This window comes from Nonomuraea sp. NPDC052265 (genome assembly GCF_044547985.1).
GTDB lineage: Bacteria > Actinomycetota > Actinomycetes > Streptosporangiales > Streptosporangiaceae > Nonomuraea.
Genome location: NZ_JBIUBJ010000003.1, coordinates 546631 through 563939, shown reverse-complemented (window position 1 = coordinate 563939; position 17309 = coordinate 546631). Strand labels below are relative to the sequence as shown.

Here is a 17309-nt window from a genome sequence, read left to right as displayed (position 1 = left end):
GCGGAGCTGCTCGGCACGCGAGGCGGGGCGTCCGCGCCGAGGATGTGAGCGGCGGAGCGCCATACCTCGCCGGCGGACCCTCCCCCCGGTGGGTCCGCGCGGCGAGGCCGCATGCGAGGCGCCGCCTGCGCGCAGCGTTCGCACGTTGAGTGCACCGCCGCCCGCACCGGGTGAATCCTGGGAGATCCACGGCGGCGCACTCAGGGAGTATGGCACAGGTCACTCTAGGTCGCTATAGGTCGATATAGAAATAGCGCGTTCTGCTTCGCCACAGAACCGCAATAGGCCGCAATAGGACGGTCTATACATAGAGCGACCTATGGCGTGTCATGCTGAGCGCGTGGACCCTGACCCGCATCTCGACCACGCCCGGTTGGCCGCGGCAGTGAAAACCCGCCGCCAGGCACTCGGCCTGTCGATCAAGAAGGCCGCCCGCCTGGCCCCCATGAGTCCGATCACCTGGACTCGGGTGGAGGAAGCCCTCCGCGTCCGCGAGCTCACCTACGCAGGCGTCGACCGCGTCCTCGGGTGGGAGCAGAACACCGCGGCCACCATCCTCTACGGCGACGCCCTGTCTCCGGCGCGCTACCCGGACAATCCCGTGCTCCAGCATCTGTGGGATGTTCCCGACCCCGAGCTGTCCGATGAGCAGCGCCTGTCGCTGGTGCAGCTGTATCTCGCGCTGAAGCGGACCGCGGATCGCCCGCAGTCCGACAAAGTGAGTCATGGTCATGTCACACGCATAGGTCACGCGGTGTAACCATTTGATTTCATGTTGTTGCCTTCTCTTGTCTGAGCGCAGATCCCAGGATGAGCTGAACGACACCCTCTTCTCTTCTGCAACTTCCTGCGCATTTCAGGCGGTATGTCGGTGACAGAAAGCGACGATGGATCGACCCTCCGGGATCTGCTGGCGATGGTTAGGCATCGCCTGCAAACAGTCCGCGGCATCACACCCGTAGGCGACCTCTCCACACGCATCGAACTTCGCAAGGAGATCGACAGTCTGCGTCGCGCTCTCGACGCGGCCCTCAGCCTCCACGAAGTGCCAATCGAGCTATGCCACACCCTGCGAGCCCCCGCCGGGGAAACACACATCGTCGAGCTGGTGAGCGGCGACCGGCCGGTCCGCGCGGTCATCAGCGCGCTCGGCTGCGTCGACCCCGAACGTGAGATCGCCGTCTGGCGGGACCTGCTCGACGCCGCCGCCGCCTGCACCCGGCCCGGCGAAGAACTACGACGCATGGACTCCACGCTGCTCGCCGTCCGGATAGGCGGGACGACGCTCGTGGTCAACGCCGTGCACTCACGGTCCGCGGTACGGGCCGCGATCAAGCTGCTGCGCTCGGGCGCGTTCGTGCCGCTGCCGCTGGTGTGGCTGTGGCAGCAGGCGCGCAAGCGCCCCGGTCGGGCGGCCGTCGCCGTCGTGGGAGTGGTGACCGCCGTCGGCCTGGCCCTCGCCTCAGCCAACCAGCCGACGGCCATGGAAGCCAGCGACAGGCCCACAGCGTCCGCCCAGCCGTTCAGCAGCAAGCCCTCCCCCGATACCTCCCGCTCACCCACCCCCTCCCGGGCACCTTCTACGCCGCCTCGGAAACCACTCGCGTTCGAGCCCACCCCACTACCGTCCGGGGACACTGAGCCCGCCGACGACGACGGCGAACCCCGCCGCCCCGACGAACAGCCGAACGACGACGAGTCCAATGAGCCTCGCGGGCCGGACAGCCGACGCGACGACGACGGTGGCGAGGACACCGAGGACGGCCCTGACGGGAGCGGGCCGCCCACCGCGGAGCCGACCAGGACAAGCCCGCCACCCCGCGACACCCCGTCGGGCACCGACCAGCCGATCCGCGACAGCACACCGTCTCGTTCACCGTCGCCAGCGCCGGCACAGGAGCCGACAGAGGCGCCGACGACCACACCGCCGACCACCGCCGCAGCGTCCCAGTGCAGCCTGCTCGACGTCGACGTGGACCTTCCCATTCTGAATGTCGACCTCTGCCTGTGACCGAAGCTCGGCCAAAGGCGCGGCTGGCAACCGGTCACGGCGAACAGTCCGAGTTGCTGAGCTGGCTGGCCAGGTAGAGGCTCACCAGTTCCTCCCGGACAGGCATCTTCGGTCCTGACACGGCAAGGCCCCCACCGCTCCGGTGGGGGCCTGGATCCCGTGACGATGCCCCAGGGGAAGATCGGGGAGTGCTGCGGGACCCTACGAGGTCCGAGCGCCGCGCCGGCAGCCCGGGCCTCGCAAGTCTGATTCAGCCGATGAAATTCCGCGATTTCAGTGGCAACCAGGGCGCGGACGTGTCACGAATACATGGCGAGGGGGCGTCGCTCTGCCGCACCTTGCGTGTGGGTCTGGGAGATCCCAGAGCGGCGCCCCCTCCTCATCGCACCCTCGATTCCCGGCGGGAGCGCGACGTCCTCAGATGGTGGCCGGCTGCAACGCCAGGACGTGCGCGATACGGTCGGCCGCCGTCTCGATGTCCTCCCCGTCGGTGAGGCGTTGCATCTCGTCGGAGGAACTACCGCTGGCGAGGCGATCGCCCTGCCACCACCAGTACCAGGCCAAGACGATCGGCCCACCCTCCGGTTGCGCGGCTTCCCGGTCAGGCAGGAGAACGACCATCTGGGACAGGCCGTTGAACATCTTTTCCGCCACGGCCCGCTGCTTGGGTTCGAGCTCGCTGTAGTCGGGCGGCCGGGAGAAGTGCAAGATCGCGTGGGCGACCTGCTTAGCGGTCAGGCCGCGCTGCTCGGCGGCTCCGATGAGCTGGTGGACGAGGTCCGCAGGCTTAGGGGGCGCCGGCGGCATTGTCGCGCTGTTCATCTGTTCTGTTGTCATGTGTCGGCTTCCGTTTGTGGCTTGTCAGGAGTGCAACGAGAAAGCCCTTCGTTGGGAGGTAGTCCCAGCGTGACGGCCATGTAGCGGACAGCACATCGACACTGTGAGACATCTACCGACAACTATCCGCAATGACTACGTCGCAAGATGTCCTTAGCTGTCAGCATGGGAACGTGGTCAACGAACGCTTCCGCCGAGCGATGCTCCGGGCGGGACACGACATCGCGAGCCTTGCCCAGGCCGCTGAAGTATCGACCAAGAGCGTTGAGCGGTGGATCAGCGGCGACTCGGTGCCCTACCCGCGAACGCGGTATCGCGTGGCCGCGATCCTCCAGGAAGACGAAAGCTATCTGTGGCCTGAAGCGGTCAACGGCGCGTCTTTGGCCGGTGCGGAGCTGGTGGCGACCTACCCTCGGCGCAGCGATGTGCCCCGGCACCTGTGGACCGAGCTGCTGCGCGCCTCTGAGCGCACGGTCGATCTGCTGGCGTACGCGGGCCTGTTCCTCACCGAGGAGCACCCCGACTGGATTCCGACGCTCATCGCCAAGGCCAACGCCGGCGTCCGGGTCCGGCTGCTCCTGGGCGACCCGAAGGGCAAACAGCTCGGCTACCGCGACTCGGAGCAGCGAATCGGCGGCGGCGTCGCTGGCCGGGTTGCCGCGGTGCTGGCCTACTACTCGCAGAACATGCCGCCCGCGGTGGAGGTCCGGCTACATGACACTCCGCTGTACAACTCGATCTACCGGTTCGACGACGAACTGCTGATCAACGTGCACGTCTACGGGATCCTCGCGGCCTACACGCCGACCATGCACATCCGCCGCATCGACGGCGCCTACTTCAACACCTACGTAGAGTCCTACGAGCGGGTATGGGCCACGGCACGGCCCGTCGAGGAGGACGACCTGTGAGCAAGCACACCCGCCGGATTGACCACTGGCAAGACCCTGACGCTCCGAAACCGACCAGCCGTAAGGCGTCGGCGAGCGTGTTCGTCCGCAACGATGAAGGCGCTGTGCTGCTGCTGCGGCGCACGGACAACGACCTGTGGACCATCCCCACGGGCGGCATCAAGAAGGGCGAGACCGTCGCGCAGTGCGCCGTCCGGGAGTGCGAGGAGGAGACCGGCCTGAAGGTCGAGATTATCGGCCTCGTCGGGATCTTCTCCTCCCCGGAGCACGTGATCGTCTACATGCATGGAGACGACGTTAACGAGGTCCGTCAGCCCATCAACGTCTGCCTGCGTGCCCGCGTGGTCGGAGGAGTCGTGAAGCCGGACCCGAAAGAAGCGCAGGAGGTGCGCTGGGTCGCCCCCGGCGACCTCGGCGACTACTCCGTGCATCCCGCCCTGCAGCGCCGCATCGAGATAGGGCTCGGCGATCAGGAGCCGTACATCGAGTAGCCGGGCGACTGTAGGCGGCCGGGTACTTGCTTCCTGGCGGGCAGCCGCAGCGGCTACCCTGAAAACGCGCCACTCCCGAATCGGGAGAGGTTCGGCGGACTTGTCAGGTCCTTGCTGCAGGCGGCCCGATGTGCATCAGCTAGGGGGCTGGTGGACGTCGGGCCGTTCGCATGTCCGCCGTTGGCCAGCCCTGGATTTGTCTGGGCGCAGTGACGGCTCGGGGTCCTGGGCCGAGGCGGGCGTGGAAACGCCGGCGCCTGCGGGCGACGCCCAGGGCCGAGCCGTCACCGCCTGTTGCCTTGGAGGCGGGAACGGCTCTACGCACGAGTCCGTCCGGCGGCCGCTACGACTCGCCGTCGCGTACGGCGAGCTCCTCCCGGCGGCGCTTTTCAAGGTCGCGCCGCATCTGCTTGGTGTCGGCGCGCTCGATGTAGCGCGACAGGCTGCTGCCCACTCCGAGCCTGCGCTCGACCTGGCCGCGCGAGCCGGGACGGAGCTGGCCTTCCGGCGTCCGAAGCAGCGCCTGCGCTCGTTCGTAGAAGACGATCTGATCCAGGTCCGCCTGGTAACGGCTGTCCTGCCGGCGCCGCAGCGCGGCGCGAGCAGCCTCCCATTCCTGTTCGGATGGCCCAGACGGCGTGGTCATGATCGGAGTGTAGTGGGCGCGTTGCATGACCACGCGTCGTCACGCCTCTCGTTGCGGGCTCAGGCAGTCCGGCATACCGGCATCGCATTGCTCATTTGGCGCCGTGCTCTGCCCGTGTAGCGGCGGGGCCTCGGGCAGCACGGTGGCGAGCAGTTGCATGGCCTGGTCGTACAGCTGCCCAGCGGCGTGCGCCATCCAGCAGCCGGTGCCGGTGCTACCGGGTTGCGCGTGCCGGCGGGCGAGATGGCGGCGTGGCGGCGGAGCGGGTGGGAGGCCGGAGGTGGCCATGTCGGCGGTGCGGCTCATCAGTTCGCCGGGAGTGTGTCGGCGCTTCACGGTGCCGCCCCTTCCTGCTCGTCGCCCTCGGCCTCGTCGTCGATCTGCCCGACGAGCACCTCGCGCACTCGGCGGGCGCGGGCCCGGCCCCATGAGTGGCTCATGCCGTAGTGCGTGCCGAGCAGGGCGCCCGGTATCTCTGTGTGGTCGAGCAGGGCCTGCCGGAAAGCGTCTTCTGCGCTGTCGCGCTTCTCCTGATCGTCTGTCATGGCGGCGACTTCGTCCGGCGTCGGCAGGTAGGGCATCAGGTTCGAGGCGCCGGCGGCGAGTTCGCGTCGCTGCGTGGTTTCGAGGGTGGCCTGTGCAGCGACGAGCAGCTCGCGCATCTCGGTCACGGCGCGCTCGGCGGCGACCGCCCGTTCCTCGGCTTCCTTGATCACCTTGACCTTGATGTCGATCTTGCTGTGGCGTGCTGCGTCCTTGTCGGCCGCGTGCTGCGCGGCAGCACGGTATGCCGCCTCGGGGTCGGTGAGGCCGTAGCGGATCGCGGCGCGCTTGGCAGCGAGGGTGCTCGGGAACCACAGCAGCCACTGCAGGCCGGTGAACTTGGCGATCTCCGTGCTGCCGCCCGTTACGGCGCCATGCTCCCTTACCGCGATCTTGCTGCCCCTTGCTGCACGGGCAGCAAGATCACGTGCGGGGGTCGTCTCGGCGTCCCGAGCTGCGTGGTACCAGGCCCACAGCAGGGGGCACAGCAGGGACAGCAGCAGCATCGGGACCGAGAGCCCTTGCCGCTGGGGCGTCACGCTCCAGTGCGAGTAGTTGAGCGAGGCAACAACCCCCGCCAGCAGGGCGGCAGCGGCCATCTTGAGCTTGTACGGACGGCCGGCCTTGCGGGCGGTCAGGCCGTAATCGAGCGTCGTGACGGCCACCAGTTCAAGGGCGGCAGCAAGCATGACGGCCACCGGCAAGGGCACAGCAAGGTGATCAAACATGTAGGCCGCCTGACCGTAGCCGGCGCCGACGTTCACGACGATGTTGACGGCCAGGCGTCGGAAGCGCTCGCCGAAAGTGGCGATCGTGACGCGCCGCGTGCTGCCGCGCTCGGCACGCTTGACGGCCTCGGCGTCAAGATCAGCTTGCCGTGCCGCTTCAGCAGCACGGGCGCGTTCATCGGCGAGCCGGGCCTCACGCCGCTCGTTTTCGATCTTGGCTTTGTGCTCGATCGCAGCGATCTTGGCGGTGTCCTCGGCGGCCGCGCGCGCGGCCGCGCGCTCAGCCGCCTCGGCCTTGGCGCGCTCCTCGGCGGCGAGCCGGGCGGCCTCGGCGGCCTCAGCGTCGGCGAAGTAGTCGGCGGCCGTCTTGAGGACCGGCTCGGGCTCGGGGTCGGGCTGCCGGCGCAGGCGGGTCAGCAGGTTGATCACGTCAGGTCGCCTTCTGTCGGATGATCTCGGTCGGGGGTGGGGCTACAGCGGCAGGGCGGCCAGGGCGATCGCGACGAGCGTCACTCCCCCGCCAATCAGGACGATCACGGTCGGGAGGACGCGACGGGGGCGGCCGCCGAACGAACATGCCGCGACGTCGGTGACCGCCAGACAGAACCCGCCGGAGAGGGCCGCCACGACGTACGGCGGCAGCGGCGCGAGGCTCAGAACATCGGGAAAGAAGATCACCGCGAGCATCAAACCCATGATCGACAGGACGCCCTGCGTGATCTCCACAGCCCTGGTCGGGCTGGTGCGGCCGAGCACCCGGCGCTCATGTCGGGTCGGCATGTCGATGTCGTCGGGGGGCGGGGGAATGGGCATCGGATCTCCGTTCGTGATCTTGTCGTGGTTACTGTGCGTGCGCGGGCGCCGAGCCGTGCCCAGCACTGCAGGTGACTGTGACGCGCACTGTGACAGGGACGCTGTTCCGCCTCGTGTCTTTAAGGGGGAGCGGCGAAAACGGCCGCCACAGCGCCGGGGAACTGTGACGATCTTCCGCGTCACAGTTCCCCGTCACAGTTCGCCATCTGGTGACTCTGGGTAGTCATCGAGGTCGCCCCGGCGGGTGTGGATGACCTCGAACACGCCGAACGTGTCGGTCTCCTGAATGCAGCCCCAGCCCATGAGGATCGGGCGGCACTTGCGCACCCATGACTCGCCCCGCCGGGCCCGCCGTTCGAGTTCGTCGTACAGGTCCGACCAGCGGAACCGGCTACCCTCGCCGATCTTGGTGTTCAGGACGTCGAGCAGGATGTCGAGGGCCTCGTCGCGGTGCACGATCGGCTGAAAATGGGCCTCGTCGGGGTCGGCGGGAAAGTCCATGTCCCGGCCGGGCAGCATGCCGCCGTCATCGACCTCGGTCTCGAAACCGTGGCGTTCGAGCTCGGCGATCGCCTCGTCGAGCACGGGCTGCGCCTCGGGGCTCTCGCTGAGGACGATCGCCAGATCGCCGACGACAGCGTCGGCGACGTGCTCGCGCTCGGCCTGTTCTTCCTCGGGGCTGGGCTCGGTCTCATCGTCGTAGGGGTCGCCGAGGTCGAACCCGGTGTCGGGCTCGTCGAGGGGCGCAGGCTCACTGCGGCGCCTAGCTGCCGGAGGCGCGGGCGGCAGCGGCGCGGCGGGGATCGTCACCTGCGGGGCGGACTGGTCGCCGATCAGCACGGCGCCCTGCAGCGGCGCGGGGCCGGCGAACGCGTACTGCCGGGGGGCACGGTCACGCTCGGCGGCCCGGGTGGCGGCGAACTGCTCGTATGGCTCGCCCCACGACTCGGCCGTGGTCGGGTCGAGCGGGTCGACCAGGTGCATGTACTCGGCCAGCGCGGCCGTGATGTCGGACCCGTCGCGGGCCGGGCGGGCGAAGCGGGCCGGGATGGCTTGGCGGTTGAACGGCAGGTGCCCAAGAGCGGCGTAACACATGCCGCCCTGGCGGTTGCCCCACGCCCACGGTGCGGCCCCCATGTCGAGCAGCTCGGGTGGCATGACGAGAGCGGCGTCGTCGGGGTCCTTGACGCCGAAGTGCAGCAAGTCGCCACAGTTCGACCGCAGGTTCGTGTCGATCTTGTCGTGCTTGGCGATCTGCACCTCGGGGATCAGTTGGATCCCGACCGAGGCGGCCTGCTCGCTGATCTGCGTCAGGTGCGGGTTGTTGAACAGCGCGGCCGCCTCGTACATGTGCACGAGAACGAAGGTGAGGCCGCAGCCGGGTTCCCATTCCTTGCACACCTTGCCGAGCCCGTTGCGGCGCGGGTCACCGAGGAAGGCCGAGCGGCGCGGGATCGTCACGTGCACGATCCGGTGCAGGAACGCGCGGATCGCCGAGCGGTTGGTCAGCACGTAGGCCGCGCCCTGGCTGATCGCGCCGAGCTGCTGGTCGGCCTTGACGGGGTCGCACAGCACGATCGCGGCGTCCTTGCGGGTGGCGACGCACACGTCGATCTGCTCCCCCGCCGAGCCCTTGCCCGAGCGGGACATGCCGACGATGGTCATGTGTGAGTGCGGCTTGTCCTCGCCGTCCTCGGTCTTGGCGGCGACGTGCGGCAGCAGCAGGGACAGGTCGATGCCGTCGCGGTACTTCCCGAGGTTCTCGATCGGCTCGATGATGCTCTCCCCCGGCGCGGTCGGCCCGGCCCACGGGAACGGTTTCTTGAGCGGGTCGACGCGCAGCACCGTGATCCCGACCCGATCGAGGTAGTCGCCGACGGCGAGGGTCGTGCCGCCGATGATGCCGCCGCCGAACCGGGTGATCTTCTGCAGGGCCGAGCGGTCGGCGAGGTCTTCGGGCAGCTCGCCCTCGCCGAGTTCGACGCCGACGTGCAGCACCTCGGGCGTGTTGGCGAACACGGTCATCTGCGAGTCCTTGACCTGCGGCATGTGATCGGCGGTGAACTGCTGCCAGCGGACGGGCACGTTGCCCGCGGCCGCGCCGAACCCGCCGGCGGCGCGTTCGAGCTCGCGCATCGCCGTACTCGTGTGCCTCCTGTTCCAGATGATCGCCGAGGCGACGCCGAACACCCCGGCGGCGATCAGCACGTACTTGTTCGGGCCGTACGCCACGGTGTAGGCGATGACGCCCACCGGGGCGGTCACATTGAACAGCTCGTGCCATCGGCCGAGGTCACGCCGCCGGGTCAGGTGTAGCGACACGTACAGCATGAGCGCCCCGGCGACCGCGATGCAGAACGCGGTGAACCCCTGCACGTCGTAGTGGCGGGCGAGCCACCAGGCGGCCGGGGCGATGCCGATCGCGGTGACGACCAGGACCCACGGGGCCAGCGCTCGCCACAGGGCCGACAGCTCGCCCCCGACCTCGCCGAGCTGACGACGAACCTTGCGCTCGGCCTTGCGGTCCTCGCGCAGGTGGCGGTTCGTCCGGACCATGATCAGATTTCCATCTTCTCGTCGTCCAGGGGCTTGGGCCTGCCCTTGCCTTTGCCGTACTGCTTGTCGCGCAGGCCGTCGACCGCGATACCGCAGTGCTTCTCGAACGAGGGGTACACCGAGCGCACCCCGGCGCGGGCGAGCTTGATGCACACCGCGGCCGTCACGAGGCCGACGGTCGCGCGCATCGCCCGCAGGTACTTGTCGTCGCCCTGGTCGACGCCTTGGCGCTGCGCTTCCTTGAGCAGCGCGTAACAACGTTTGACCAGCTCGCGGCGGCGATCGGAAAACTCGTGTTCGAGGTCGCGCAGCAGTTCCTCGGCGTAGCGGCCGTACAGGCGTATCTGCTCGGGCTTGCGGGTCGGGTACTTGACCAGGTCAGCGGCACGTCGTGCCATGCGTCACCACTCCAGCGCTCGGGGGTTGTGCGGGTCTTCCGTGTCGGGGGGTTCGGGCAGGGTGCCGGGCGGCCAGGTGAACGGGCCGGTCTCGTTGTCGGGCTGGTCGACGTCGTCGCGTTCGTGGAGGTAGCGGTGCGGGGCCGAGGCGCGGGCGGCGCAGCGCAGTCGCCACCAGGCCCACGCCAGCGCCGCGCCGGCGAGCAGGGCGGCCGCGAGCACGCCGAGCAGCAGCAGCCCGGCGACGAACGCGCCGACGAGCAGGGCCGCGCCGAGCAGGAGCTTGGTCAGGCGGCCGATGATGTGCGCGGGGCGGCGGTGCAGCCGCTGCTCGCGCCACCAGATGACCGGCCCGACGGCGTCCCATCGCCGCCGCCGCACGCCGCCGGCCACCGCGACGGCGAGCAGGACGGCCGAGACGATCCACCAGTTCACGGGCGGGCCCTGCTCGTCGTCTTGCCGGGTGCGATCCATTTGGCGAGGCGGCGGCGGGCGTGCAGGAGGGCCTGCCCGAGCAGGGGGCACAGCCCTGCTGACAGCCCGGCGAGCACGAGCGCCATGTCGCGCGGCCACCCGAGGACCTCGTGCGCCACGGCGTAGACGGCGAACCCGGTCAGCGTCATGAAGATCAGGCCGCCGATCGCCAGCTCGGCGCCCTTACGGGTGCGACCGCGCGGCTGCCGGGTGGTCGTCTTGGTCTTGGCGGTCTTGGGCGTGGCGGCCGCAGGGCGGCGTTTGCGGGTCACGGTCGGCTCGCCGGGGTCGTCACCCTCGCCGTCATCGTCGGGGGCGGCGTCGTCGTCCTGGCGGCCGCGCAGATCGACGTACGGGTACAGGTCGTCAGGCTGGCCACTGTCATGGTTTCCATAGGGCATTGTTCCCCCATAGGTAGCTGTAGCGTGCAGCATACTGCACAGAGCTTCCGTTGAGATCGACAGTTGGCGCGATGAGCGAGCGAATACGAAAAGCCCCGCCGTTCCAGCGCGGAAACGGCGGGGCTTTCCGGGATCAGGGCCGGCTCAGCCGGTGGCGACGAGCTTTCCGTCGGGCCGGGGACCCATGCCGCCCGCGGCGGCCGCCGCGGCCTGAGCTTCGATCGCCTGCCGGCCATCCTGCGGGAACGGGTTCAGGCCCGGCCCGGACGAGATAGTGGCGAGGTTTCCTCGCAGTTCAGGAGTTGAGCTGACGCGCGGCGCCCAGCAGGATGCGCTGCTGAGAGCGCATGCGAACACCTCGCCGCCACGGTCGTCGAAGAACGACAGGATGCGTCCTTCGTGCGTGAGCTTGTAGCCGCTGGCGGTTATCTCCTCATCGGCCACGGCCAAATCACGGAACTTGATCGTCCAGAGCATGAGCATTTCTCCTCGACTTCCCCTGTCTGTTCCTCATCCGCGTGGCCTCGGTCCGTGGGGGGCGGAGCGGGCGCGGCGCGCAATACGGTGCAGGGAGACAATGAAACTTTGTCACCCTGCTGCTGTAGCTGGCTACACACGGTACCGATGCGACGCCGTTCCGCAATGCACTTCGCGTAAGACAAAGGGGCGCAGTCCGCCTTCCATCGATCAGACCGTGCCCCCGGCGGCTTCAAGCACGCGGCCTACGATCCGCGAGCGACCGTCATGACGGTGGTCGCGGCGTCGGCTGCGACGCTGCCAGGCACCGCCGTCGGCGCGGCGGGCGGAGCCATGATGGCGTCCCACAGCCCGACGGTCAGGTCCAGGCATCCGGCCGCGGAGACGGTGTCGGCGTACACGGCCGGCGGCAGGCCCATCTCGGTCGCGATGTCGGCCGCATGCCACGGCAGGCCGTAGCCGCTGGTGTCGATGCGGCGGTTCAGCATCGTCGGCGTGGCTGACGTCTCGCCGTCGCCGAGCAGGTCGGACTGGACGCCGTCGATGTGCCGGTTCCACCCGGCGGCGTAGCCGTAGGCCGCGCCGGCGGCGAACGCGGTGAGCGGAACGGCGCTCTTCCACGCGGCGGGCTGGCCGTTGCGGCGCAGCAGCGCGGCCAAGAACGGCTGGTCGTGCTCGGCGTACAGCATCACCGGGTGGGCGTCGACGAGGAACGCGGCCAGGATCCGGGTCAGCTCGCCCATGGGGACCGGCCGGTAGCTGTTGAGCTCCACGTCCAGGGCGGCCGGCTCGCCGAAGCCCCGGTAGCGGGTGTAGAAGCCGCCGCTGTGCAGGCGGCCGCCCTCGGCTCGGCGCAGGTCATGGACCGGCATCTGCCAGTGGTAGACGGCGTCATGCGCGCCCCGCGCGTCGTGGCGCAGCCGTGCCGACAGCTCCCAGATCTCGTGCGTGTCGGCGGAGGAGCCGGTGGTGGTCATCGCGATGAAGGCGAGGTTGGGCATGGCGCCGTCCTTGTCGTCAGGGTCGTCAGGGTCGATCAGCCGGGTGACGTCCAGCACGCGGCCCAGCGGGTGGGTGACGCGCATCGGCACCCGGGAGGGGGTGACACCGCACAGCTGCAGGCCGTGCCAGCCGATCACGCGCATCGGCGCCAGGGTGTCGTGGATGACGTCGCACGCGCGGAGCGTCCAGGCGGGCCGGGGCCGGCGGTCGGCGTGCGTAGTCATCTCGGTGATGGTCGGTCGCCGCCCGGCAGGCGGGGGATGCGGCGGTCGAGCACGTCGGTCTCCTGGTCGAGCAGCAGGGCCGCCAGCGGCGCGAGGGCCTTCGAGGGGTCCACCGCAGCGCCTCGCACTGTGTGGGCGAGGACGGCCTGGGTGGCTCGATGGAGGGAGCCGGCCGCTGACGGGTCATTTCAGCGTGTCGCACTCCGCGCTGTCCGGTGCTCGCGAGGAGTCGATGCAATTTTTACCGTACGCCTCGATGTTCAGCCATGACAACTGTTGCCATAGTGGACGGCACAGTGGCGGGCGCACAGAAAAGGCCGCGGAGTCACTTTCGTGATTCCGCGGCCTTCCGCGTGTCGCGCCCCACCGTGGCGGGGACTGAGCGTCGTGGTCTCCTCGCCGGCTCAGGCCACGGCGCGATAGACCATGCCGGAAGCGCCATCAGCTCCGATGATCAGGGCCGCGGCCTCCACCTGCTCGTCGCTCATCTTCACCTCCGGCTCGTCGGCCAGCAGCTCGGCGATTCGGGTGGTGAGGCGGTCGACGTCATCATCCACAGGACCCTCCGGTGGTGCATGGCGGTGAGGGCAACCCTACGGGCGATCTCCCAGGATCGGTGTAGCCCAGCGTAGGCGCACGACCACGTACCGCGCAGCCGAAACGGCGGATTCACGGCAACCGCTCGTGTTCGTCCCGTTCTCGGTCAGTCTCGCCACACCCAGTTCAACCGGTCCAGGTCCAGCCCGGTATAGCCCACTCTGGTCACCGGGCCGACGGCGATGTGGTCGAGCACCGTGGACACCAGGTCCCGGCGCCGGTCCAGCGAAGCGTCCGCCCACCACTCGGCGAGCTCGCGGGGGCCCAGCCCCTCCGGCAGCGTCGACAGCCGGTTGGACTGGGCGATCTGTCCGCGCAGCTTGGCGATCTCCTGCTGGGTGCGGCGGTCGGCGGCCTGGAACGCCATCCGGGAGATCTTCTTCGCGACGAGGTCCGCCGCGAGTTCGCCGATGCTCTCCTCGTGCTCCTTGATCTGGTCGAGGATCTGCTGCTCACCCTGGGAGGTCATTGCCTGGCGCAGGCGCCGCGTGACGGCCGGCGAGGCGAACCGCGACAGGACTCGGGCGGCCACCTCCTGCTCCAACGCCTCGGCCCCTACGCGGATGCGGCCGCAGCCGCCGACCGGCGGGCTCTTGCGGCACACGTAGCCGCGCGCCCCGGAGTTGGACGGCTGGGACTGCAGCGCCTTGCCGCAGCCGGGCAGGCCGCACACCAGCAGCCCTCCCGACAGCAGATACTTGCGGGCCGCGGAACCGCCCCCGCCGCCCTTGGACCGCTCAGGGTCAGCGAAGATCGCCGTGATCTTCGCCTGGGTGTCGTCGTCGATGATCGCTTCCCATTGGCCCTTGGCGACCTTCTCGCCGTTGGACGTCCGCCAGCCGGCGATCCGCGGGTTCTGCAACGCCCGGCGCAGCGTGACGGCCTGCCAGGGCCGGCCGGTCGACGTGCGGATTCCCCGCCGGTCCAGGTCGACGACGATTGAGCGCAGCGTCTCCCGCTTGATGAGGCGCTGGGCCACTTCGCGCAATACCTCGGCCTCGGCCTCAATCAGGGTCGTGCCGTCTTTTTCATATCCGTAGGCGCGCATTCCGCCGTACCAACTCTCGCCTTGTAGTGCCTTTTGCCGATTAGCGGATTTCTGCCGTGCAGCTTTCGTCTCGACTTCCAGCCGAGCCGCCGCCGCGTGCATGCGGGCCGACATCCTGCCACCCGGCGTCCGCAGGTCGATATATCCGTGGACCGCCGCGAACAACGTGCCGATCTTCTCCGCGTACTCACACAGGAATTCCAGTTCGACATTGCGGCGCGTCACCCGGTCCAAATGCCAGGAGCCGACCGCGGTGACGACCCGCGATTCAATATCGGCGACCATCCGCTCGTAATCCTTGCGGCGCTTGCGCACGTTGCTGGCGCTCATGTCGTTGTCGTTGTAGACGCCGACGATCACACCCTCCGGGTCGAGGCGTGCGATCATCTCTCGGACCTCAACCTCCTGCCGCTGCACGCCCAGCCCGGCACCCACCCGGTCCTGGGAGATCCGCACGTAGATCGCCCAGCGGTGGCCGGTGCAGTCCAGCGTCTCCGACCAGTACGGCAGCGTCATAAACCGCCGCCGGGGCGACGGCGCGGGCGGCGCGCCTGCTCGGCCACGACCGCCGCCACGCTGAGCGTCGCGGCGACGAACGCCCCGTCGACGTCCTCGCCGGTGCCGGCGAGCGTGACCCCGACGCCGAGGTCACGCAAGGCCGTCAGCGTCTGCGTCATGTCCCCGGTCCGGCCGCCGAACCGATCCAGGCTCCAGGCCATGACACGGTCGGCGTCGCCGCGGTGCGCGGCCCGGATCAGCTCGGCCATGCCGTCGCCGACCACGCCCAGGTCGGAGAAGTGGCCGGCGATCGTTCCGCCGAGCCGGGCGACGGTCTCCTCCATGAACGCGAACTGCTGCGCAGTCTGCTCCAGGCTGCCGCCCCCAGATCGCGCGTAGAGCGCCCAGCGGACGCCCTCATGAGGCTTGGGGCCCGCCGGGCGGGTTTCGACGCTCTGCGGCGCCCTGAGGGCCGCGGGGAGCACGTTGGGAGTCTCGGTCATCTGTCCCCCTGACGGTCGGGCAGGCGAACAGGCGCACACGCCGGCCCGGGAGCGGCCTCGAAGACGCTCATACGCTCCGCACTCCCTCCTGAGCCGTGCGGCGCCTCCCAGCCGTGGCCGGGCACGCCTATCCGAACACCTGTATGGCTCCGCGATAATCGCGGACTCGACAAGAAGCCGAACCATACAGGGGAGATATTCCTCCCCAACGGCGTTGAGAGTACGACGCCCACCAATCCTCGGCCAGTCGCAAACTGTCCCCTCACGACCAAACAGCCCGCAGCCCCGGCGACACCGGCCGCGTCCACGCAGCTCAGACCTATATGGCTGTGCGATGATCGTGCCGCCGACCGACCACCGCTACCCGCACATGGGCTGACCACCCACCCAGAGCCACGGCCGGCACCCCAGCAGGGGTGCCGGCCGTCTCCATTTCCAGGGGTGTGGCGTAATATGCAAGGTTTGTGTCATTGACGCCATCGCAGGGCTGCGACCAGCATGAAGGCATGCAGCGGCGGATCGTGATCGTCGTCTTCCCGGGCTTCCAGTTGCTGGACATGGCCGGGCCGGCCGACGTGTTCGCGACCGCCGACCTGATCGCCCGGGGGCGTGGTTACCGGGTCGAGGTGGCCGCCGTGGAGGCGGGGGCGGTGAGCGCGTCGAACGGGGTCAGCGTGATGGCGGGGGCGGTCGGCGAGGTGACGGGGGCGATCGACACGCTCCTGGTCGCCGGCGGGCTGTCGGTGCCCCGGCAGGTGGAGGACCGCGTGCTGGTGGCGGCCGTCGGCGACCTGGCCGGGCGGGCCGGGCGGGTCGCCTCGGTGTGCAACGGGGCCTTCCTGCTGGCCGAGGCCGGGCTGCTCGGCCGTCGCAGGGCCACCACCCACTGGCTGTCGGCCGACGACCTGCGCCACCGTTACCCCGACGTCGAGGTGGACCCCGACCCGCTCTACATCGAGGACGGCAACGTGTGGACCTCGGCGGGCGTGCTGTCCGGCGTGGACCTCGCGCTCGCGCTGGTGGCCAGGGACCAGGGCCACGAGCTGGCCCGCGACGTCGCCCGCGGGCTCGTCGTCTACCTGCACAGGCCGGGCGGGCAGAGCCAGTTCAGCGCGCCGATGCGGGCCATGACGCCGCGCAGCCTGCCGCTGAGGGAGCTGCAGGGCTACATCGACGCCAACCCGGCCGCCGACCTGAGCGTGCCCGCGCTCGCCCGGCGCGTCGGGATGAGCGAACGGCACTTCTCGCGCGTCTTCACCGAGCAGACCGGCCTGCCACCCGGCAGGTACGTCGAACGCAGCCGCGCCGACGCCGCCAGACGCCTTCTGGAGGTCACCGGGCACCCTCTGGAGACCGTGGCCAGGGAGTCCGGGCTCGGCACGCCGGAAACCCTCTATCGCGTCTTCCGCCGCCACTGGCGGGTGTCGCCGGGCGAGCACCGCCGCAGATTCCAGTCGAAGGAGAAATGACACCATGCATGTGGCAATTCCGCTTTACCCGCGTTTCACCGCCCTCGACGCGGTCGGCCCCTACACGGTGCTGGCGTTCGCGCCCGGCGTGACGGTGACGTTCGTGGCCGGGGAGGTGGGGCCGGTGACCGACGACCAGGGCACGCTGTCGATCACGGCCACCGCGTCCTACGCCGACCTGCCCCGTCCCGACGTGGTGGTCGTGCCCGGCGGGCCCGGCACCCTGGAGGCCATGTCCGACGAGCCGCTGCTCGCCTGGCTGCGCGAGGCCCACGAGCACACGCGGTGGACGACCTCGGTGTGCAGCGGCTCGTACGTGCTGGGCGCCGCCGGGGTGCTCAAGGGCGTGCGCGCGACCACCCACTGGGCGGTGCTGGAGGGCCTGGCGGACGTCGGCGCCGAGCCGGTGAGCGAGCGCGTCGTCGCCGAGGGCAAGATCGTGACGGCCGCCGGGGTGTCGGCCGGGATCGACATGGCCCTGACCCTGCTGGCCCAGGCGGACGGCGTCGAGACGGCGCAGGCGGTGCAGCTCGCGATCGAGTACGACCCGCGGCCGCCGTTCGACGCGGGCTCGCCCGCCAAGGCGCCCGAGGGCACGGTCGAGCGGGCCATGAGCCTGATCTCCTGACCGCCCGGCCACAGCGCCCCCGTCCCCCGCCCGGGACGGGGGCGCCGCCGTTCC

General features: G+C 69.6%; 20 protein-coding genes. 6 read left to right on the top strand and 14 right to left on the bottom strand.

Translation table 11 applies throughout. The features are described 5' to 3' along the window. Window positions 1–340: 340 nt before the first annotated feature. Together ACIHAD_RS12250 and ACIHAD_RS12245 are read left to right on the top strand one after the other, a co-directional pair. Window positions 341–760: a helix-turn-helix domain-containing protein gene (locus tag ACIHAD_RS12250; RefSeq protein ID WP_397354403.1), complete on the top strand. Its 420-nt coding sequence runs from the start codon at window positions 341–343 to the stop codon at window positions 758–760. A 285-nt stretch (window positions 761–1045) separates the two neighbouring features. Next, window positions 1046–2011 carry a hypothetical protein gene (locus tag ACIHAD_RS12245; protein WP_397354402.1) on the top strand — a complete coding sequence of 322 codons (966 nt, stop codon included), beginning with the start codon at window positions 1046–1048 and terminating at the stop codon, window positions 2009–2011. Window positions 2012–2428: 417 nt separating this feature from the next. On the opposite strand, the gene ACIHAD_RS12240 is transcribed toward ACIHAD_RS12245, so the two are convergent. Further along, window positions 2429–2848 (bottom strand): hypothetical protein, encoded by a 420-nt coding sequence (locus ACIHAD_RS12240; protein WP_397354401.1) that lies wholly within the window; start codon window positions 2846–2848, stop codon window positions 2429–2431. A gap of 173 nt (window positions 2849–3021) precedes the next feature. Here ACIHAD_RS12240 and ACIHAD_RS12235 point away from each other — a divergent pair, with 173 nt between their 5' ends. Next, window positions 3022–3759, top strand: coding sequence for an XRE family transcriptional regulator (locus ACIHAD_RS12235; protein WP_397354400.1), 738 nt, complete (start codon window positions 3022–3024; stop codon window positions 3757–3759). Next, window positions 3756–4250, top strand: coding sequence for an NUDIX domain-containing protein (locus ACIHAD_RS12230; RefSeq protein ID WP_397354399.1), 495 nt, complete (start codon window positions 3756–3758; stop codon window positions 4248–4250). The genes ACIHAD_RS12235 and ACIHAD_RS12230 overlap by 4 nt, the downstream gene beginning before the upstream one ends. 343 nt (window positions 4251–4593) lie before the next feature. On the opposite strand, the gene ACIHAD_RS12225 is transcribed toward ACIHAD_RS12230, so the two are convergent. The 13 genes from ACIHAD_RS12225 to ACIHAD_RS12165 form a co-directional block, all read right to left on the bottom strand. After that, a complete protein-coding gene (locus ACIHAD_RS12225) occupies window positions 4594–4896 on the bottom strand; it encodes a hypothetical protein (protein WP_397354398.1) in 303 nt (100 codons plus the stop codon). Window positions 4897–4935: 39 nt separating this feature from the next. After that, entirely contained in the window at window positions 4936–5232 is a 297-nt protein-coding gene (locus ACIHAD_RS12220; protein WP_397354397.1) for a hypothetical protein, read from the bottom strand. Next, the gene (locus ACIHAD_RS12215; RefSeq protein WP_397354396.1) at window positions 5229–6596 is read right to left on the bottom strand and encodes a hypothetical protein; all 1368 of its coding nucleotides are present in this window, start codon (window positions 6594–6596) and stop codon (window positions 5229–5231) included. Before ACIHAD_RS12215 ends, ACIHAD_RS12220 begins: the two co-directional genes overlap by 4 nt. A gap of 42 nt (window positions 6597–6638) precedes the next feature. Then, window positions 6639–7046: a hypothetical protein gene (locus ACIHAD_RS12210; RefSeq protein ID WP_397354395.1), complete on the bottom strand. Its 408-nt coding sequence runs from the start codon at window positions 7044–7046 to the stop codon at window positions 6639–6641. 126 nt (window positions 7047–7172) lie between these two features. After that, on the bottom strand, window positions 7173–9536 hold the full coding sequence (locus ACIHAD_RS12205) for a hypothetical protein (protein ID WP_397354394.1): 2364 nt from the start codon (window positions 9534–9536) through the stop codon (window positions 7173–7175). A 2-nt stretch (window positions 9537–9538) separates the two neighbouring features. Next, window positions 9539–9934, bottom strand: a complete 396-nt coding sequence (locus tag ACIHAD_RS12200) for a hypothetical protein (protein WP_397354393.1) — start codon at window positions 9932–9934, stop codon at window positions 9539–9541. A gap of 3 nt (window positions 9935–9937) precedes the next feature. Then, entirely contained in the window at window positions 9938–10369 is a 432-nt protein-coding gene (locus tag ACIHAD_RS12195; protein ID WP_397354392.1) for a hypothetical protein, read from the bottom strand. Beyond that, window positions 10366–10809 (bottom strand): hypothetical protein, encoded by a 444-nt coding sequence (locus tag ACIHAD_RS12190; protein WP_397354391.1) that lies wholly within the window; start codon window positions 10807–10809, stop codon window positions 10366–10368. The genes ACIHAD_RS12195 and ACIHAD_RS12190 overlap by 4 nt, the downstream gene beginning before the upstream one ends. Window positions 10810–10953: 144 nt before the next feature. Next, the gene (locus ACIHAD_RS12185; protein ID WP_397354390.1) at window positions 10954–11286 is read right to left on the bottom strand and encodes a hypothetical protein; all 333 of its coding nucleotides are present in this window, start codon (window positions 11284–11286) and stop codon (window positions 10954–10956) included. Window positions 11287–11531: 245 nt separating this feature from the next. Further along, window positions 11532–12512 (bottom strand): hypothetical protein, encoded by a 981-nt coding sequence (locus ACIHAD_RS12180; protein WP_397354389.1) that lies wholly within the window; start codon window positions 12510–12512, stop codon window positions 11532–11534. 404 nt (window positions 12513–12916) lie between these two features. Next, window positions 12917–13069, bottom strand: coding sequence for a hypothetical protein (locus tag ACIHAD_RS12175; protein ID WP_397354388.1), 153 nt, complete (start codon window positions 13067–13069; stop codon window positions 12917–12919). Between the two features lie 146 nt (window positions 13070–13215). Then, entirely contained in the window at window positions 13216–14673 is a 1458-nt protein-coding gene (locus ACIHAD_RS12170; protein WP_397354387.1) for a recombinase family protein, read from the bottom strand. Then, window positions 14670–15158 (bottom strand): recombinase family protein, encoded by a 489-nt coding sequence (locus tag ACIHAD_RS12165; protein WP_397354386.1) that lies wholly within the window; start codon window positions 15156–15158, stop codon window positions 14670–14672. Before ACIHAD_RS12165 ends, ACIHAD_RS12170 begins: the two co-directional genes overlap by 4 nt. Window positions 15159–15664: 506 nt before the next feature. Here ACIHAD_RS12165 and ACIHAD_RS12160 point away from each other — a divergent pair. Continuing rightward, a complete protein-coding gene (locus ACIHAD_RS12160) occupies window positions 15665–16627 on the top strand; it encodes a GlxA family transcriptional regulator (protein WP_397354385.1) in 963 nt (320 codons plus the stop codon). A gap of 4 nt (window positions 16628–16631) precedes the next feature. After that, window positions 16632–17255, top strand: coding sequence for a DJ-1/PfpI family protein (locus ACIHAD_RS12155; protein WP_397354384.1), 624 nt, complete (start codon window positions 16632–16634; stop codon window positions 17253–17255). The last annotated feature ends 54 nt before the right edge of the window (window positions 17256–17309 follow it).

Bases quoted from the DNA above. Each gene is read 5' to 3' on its own strand.
- ACIHAD_RS12240 (WP_397354401.1), bottom strand. From the start codon at position 2,848: ATGACAACAGAACAGATGAACAGCGCGACAATGCCGCCGGCGCCCCCT.
- ACIHAD_RS12155 (WP_397354384.1), top strand. From the start codon at position 16,632: ATGCATGTGGCAATTCCGCTTTACCCGCGTTTCACCGCCCTCGACGCG.
- ACIHAD_RS12170 (WP_397354387.1), bottom strand. From the start codon at position 14,673: ATGACGCTGCCGTACTGGTCGGAGACGCTGGACTGCACCGGCCACCGC.
- ACIHAD_RS12205 (WP_397354394.1), bottom strand. From the start codon at position 9,536: ATGGTCCGGACGAACCGCCACCTGCGCGAGGACCGCAAGGCCGAGCGC.
- ACIHAD_RS12185 (WP_397354390.1), bottom strand. From the start codon at position 11,286: ATGCTCTGGACGATCAAGTTCCGTGATTTGGCCGTGGCCGATGAGGAG.
- ACIHAD_RS12165 (WP_397354386.1), bottom strand. From the start codon at position 15,158: ATGACCGAGACTCCCAACGTGCTCCCCGCGGCCCTCAGGGCGCCGCAG.
- ACIHAD_RS12190 (WP_397354391.1), bottom strand. From the start codon at position 10,809: ATGCCCTATGGAAACCATGACAGTGGCCAGCCTGACGACCTGTACCCG.
- ACIHAD_RS12225 (WP_397354398.1), bottom strand. From the start codon at position 4,896: ATGACCACGCCGTCTGGGCCATCCGAACAGGAATGGGAGGCTGCTCGC.
- ACIHAD_RS12200 (WP_397354393.1), bottom strand. From the start codon at position 9,934: ATGGCACGACGTGCCGCTGACCTGGTCAAGTACCCGACCCGCAAGCCC.
- ACIHAD_RS12160 (WP_397354385.1), top strand. From the start codon at position 15,665: ATGCAGCGGCGGATCGTGATCGTCGTCTTCCCGGGCTTCCAGTTGCTG.
- ACIHAD_RS12180 (WP_397354389.1), bottom strand. From the start codon at position 12,512: ATGACTACGCACGCCGACCGCCGGCCCCGGCCCGCCTGGACGCTCCGC.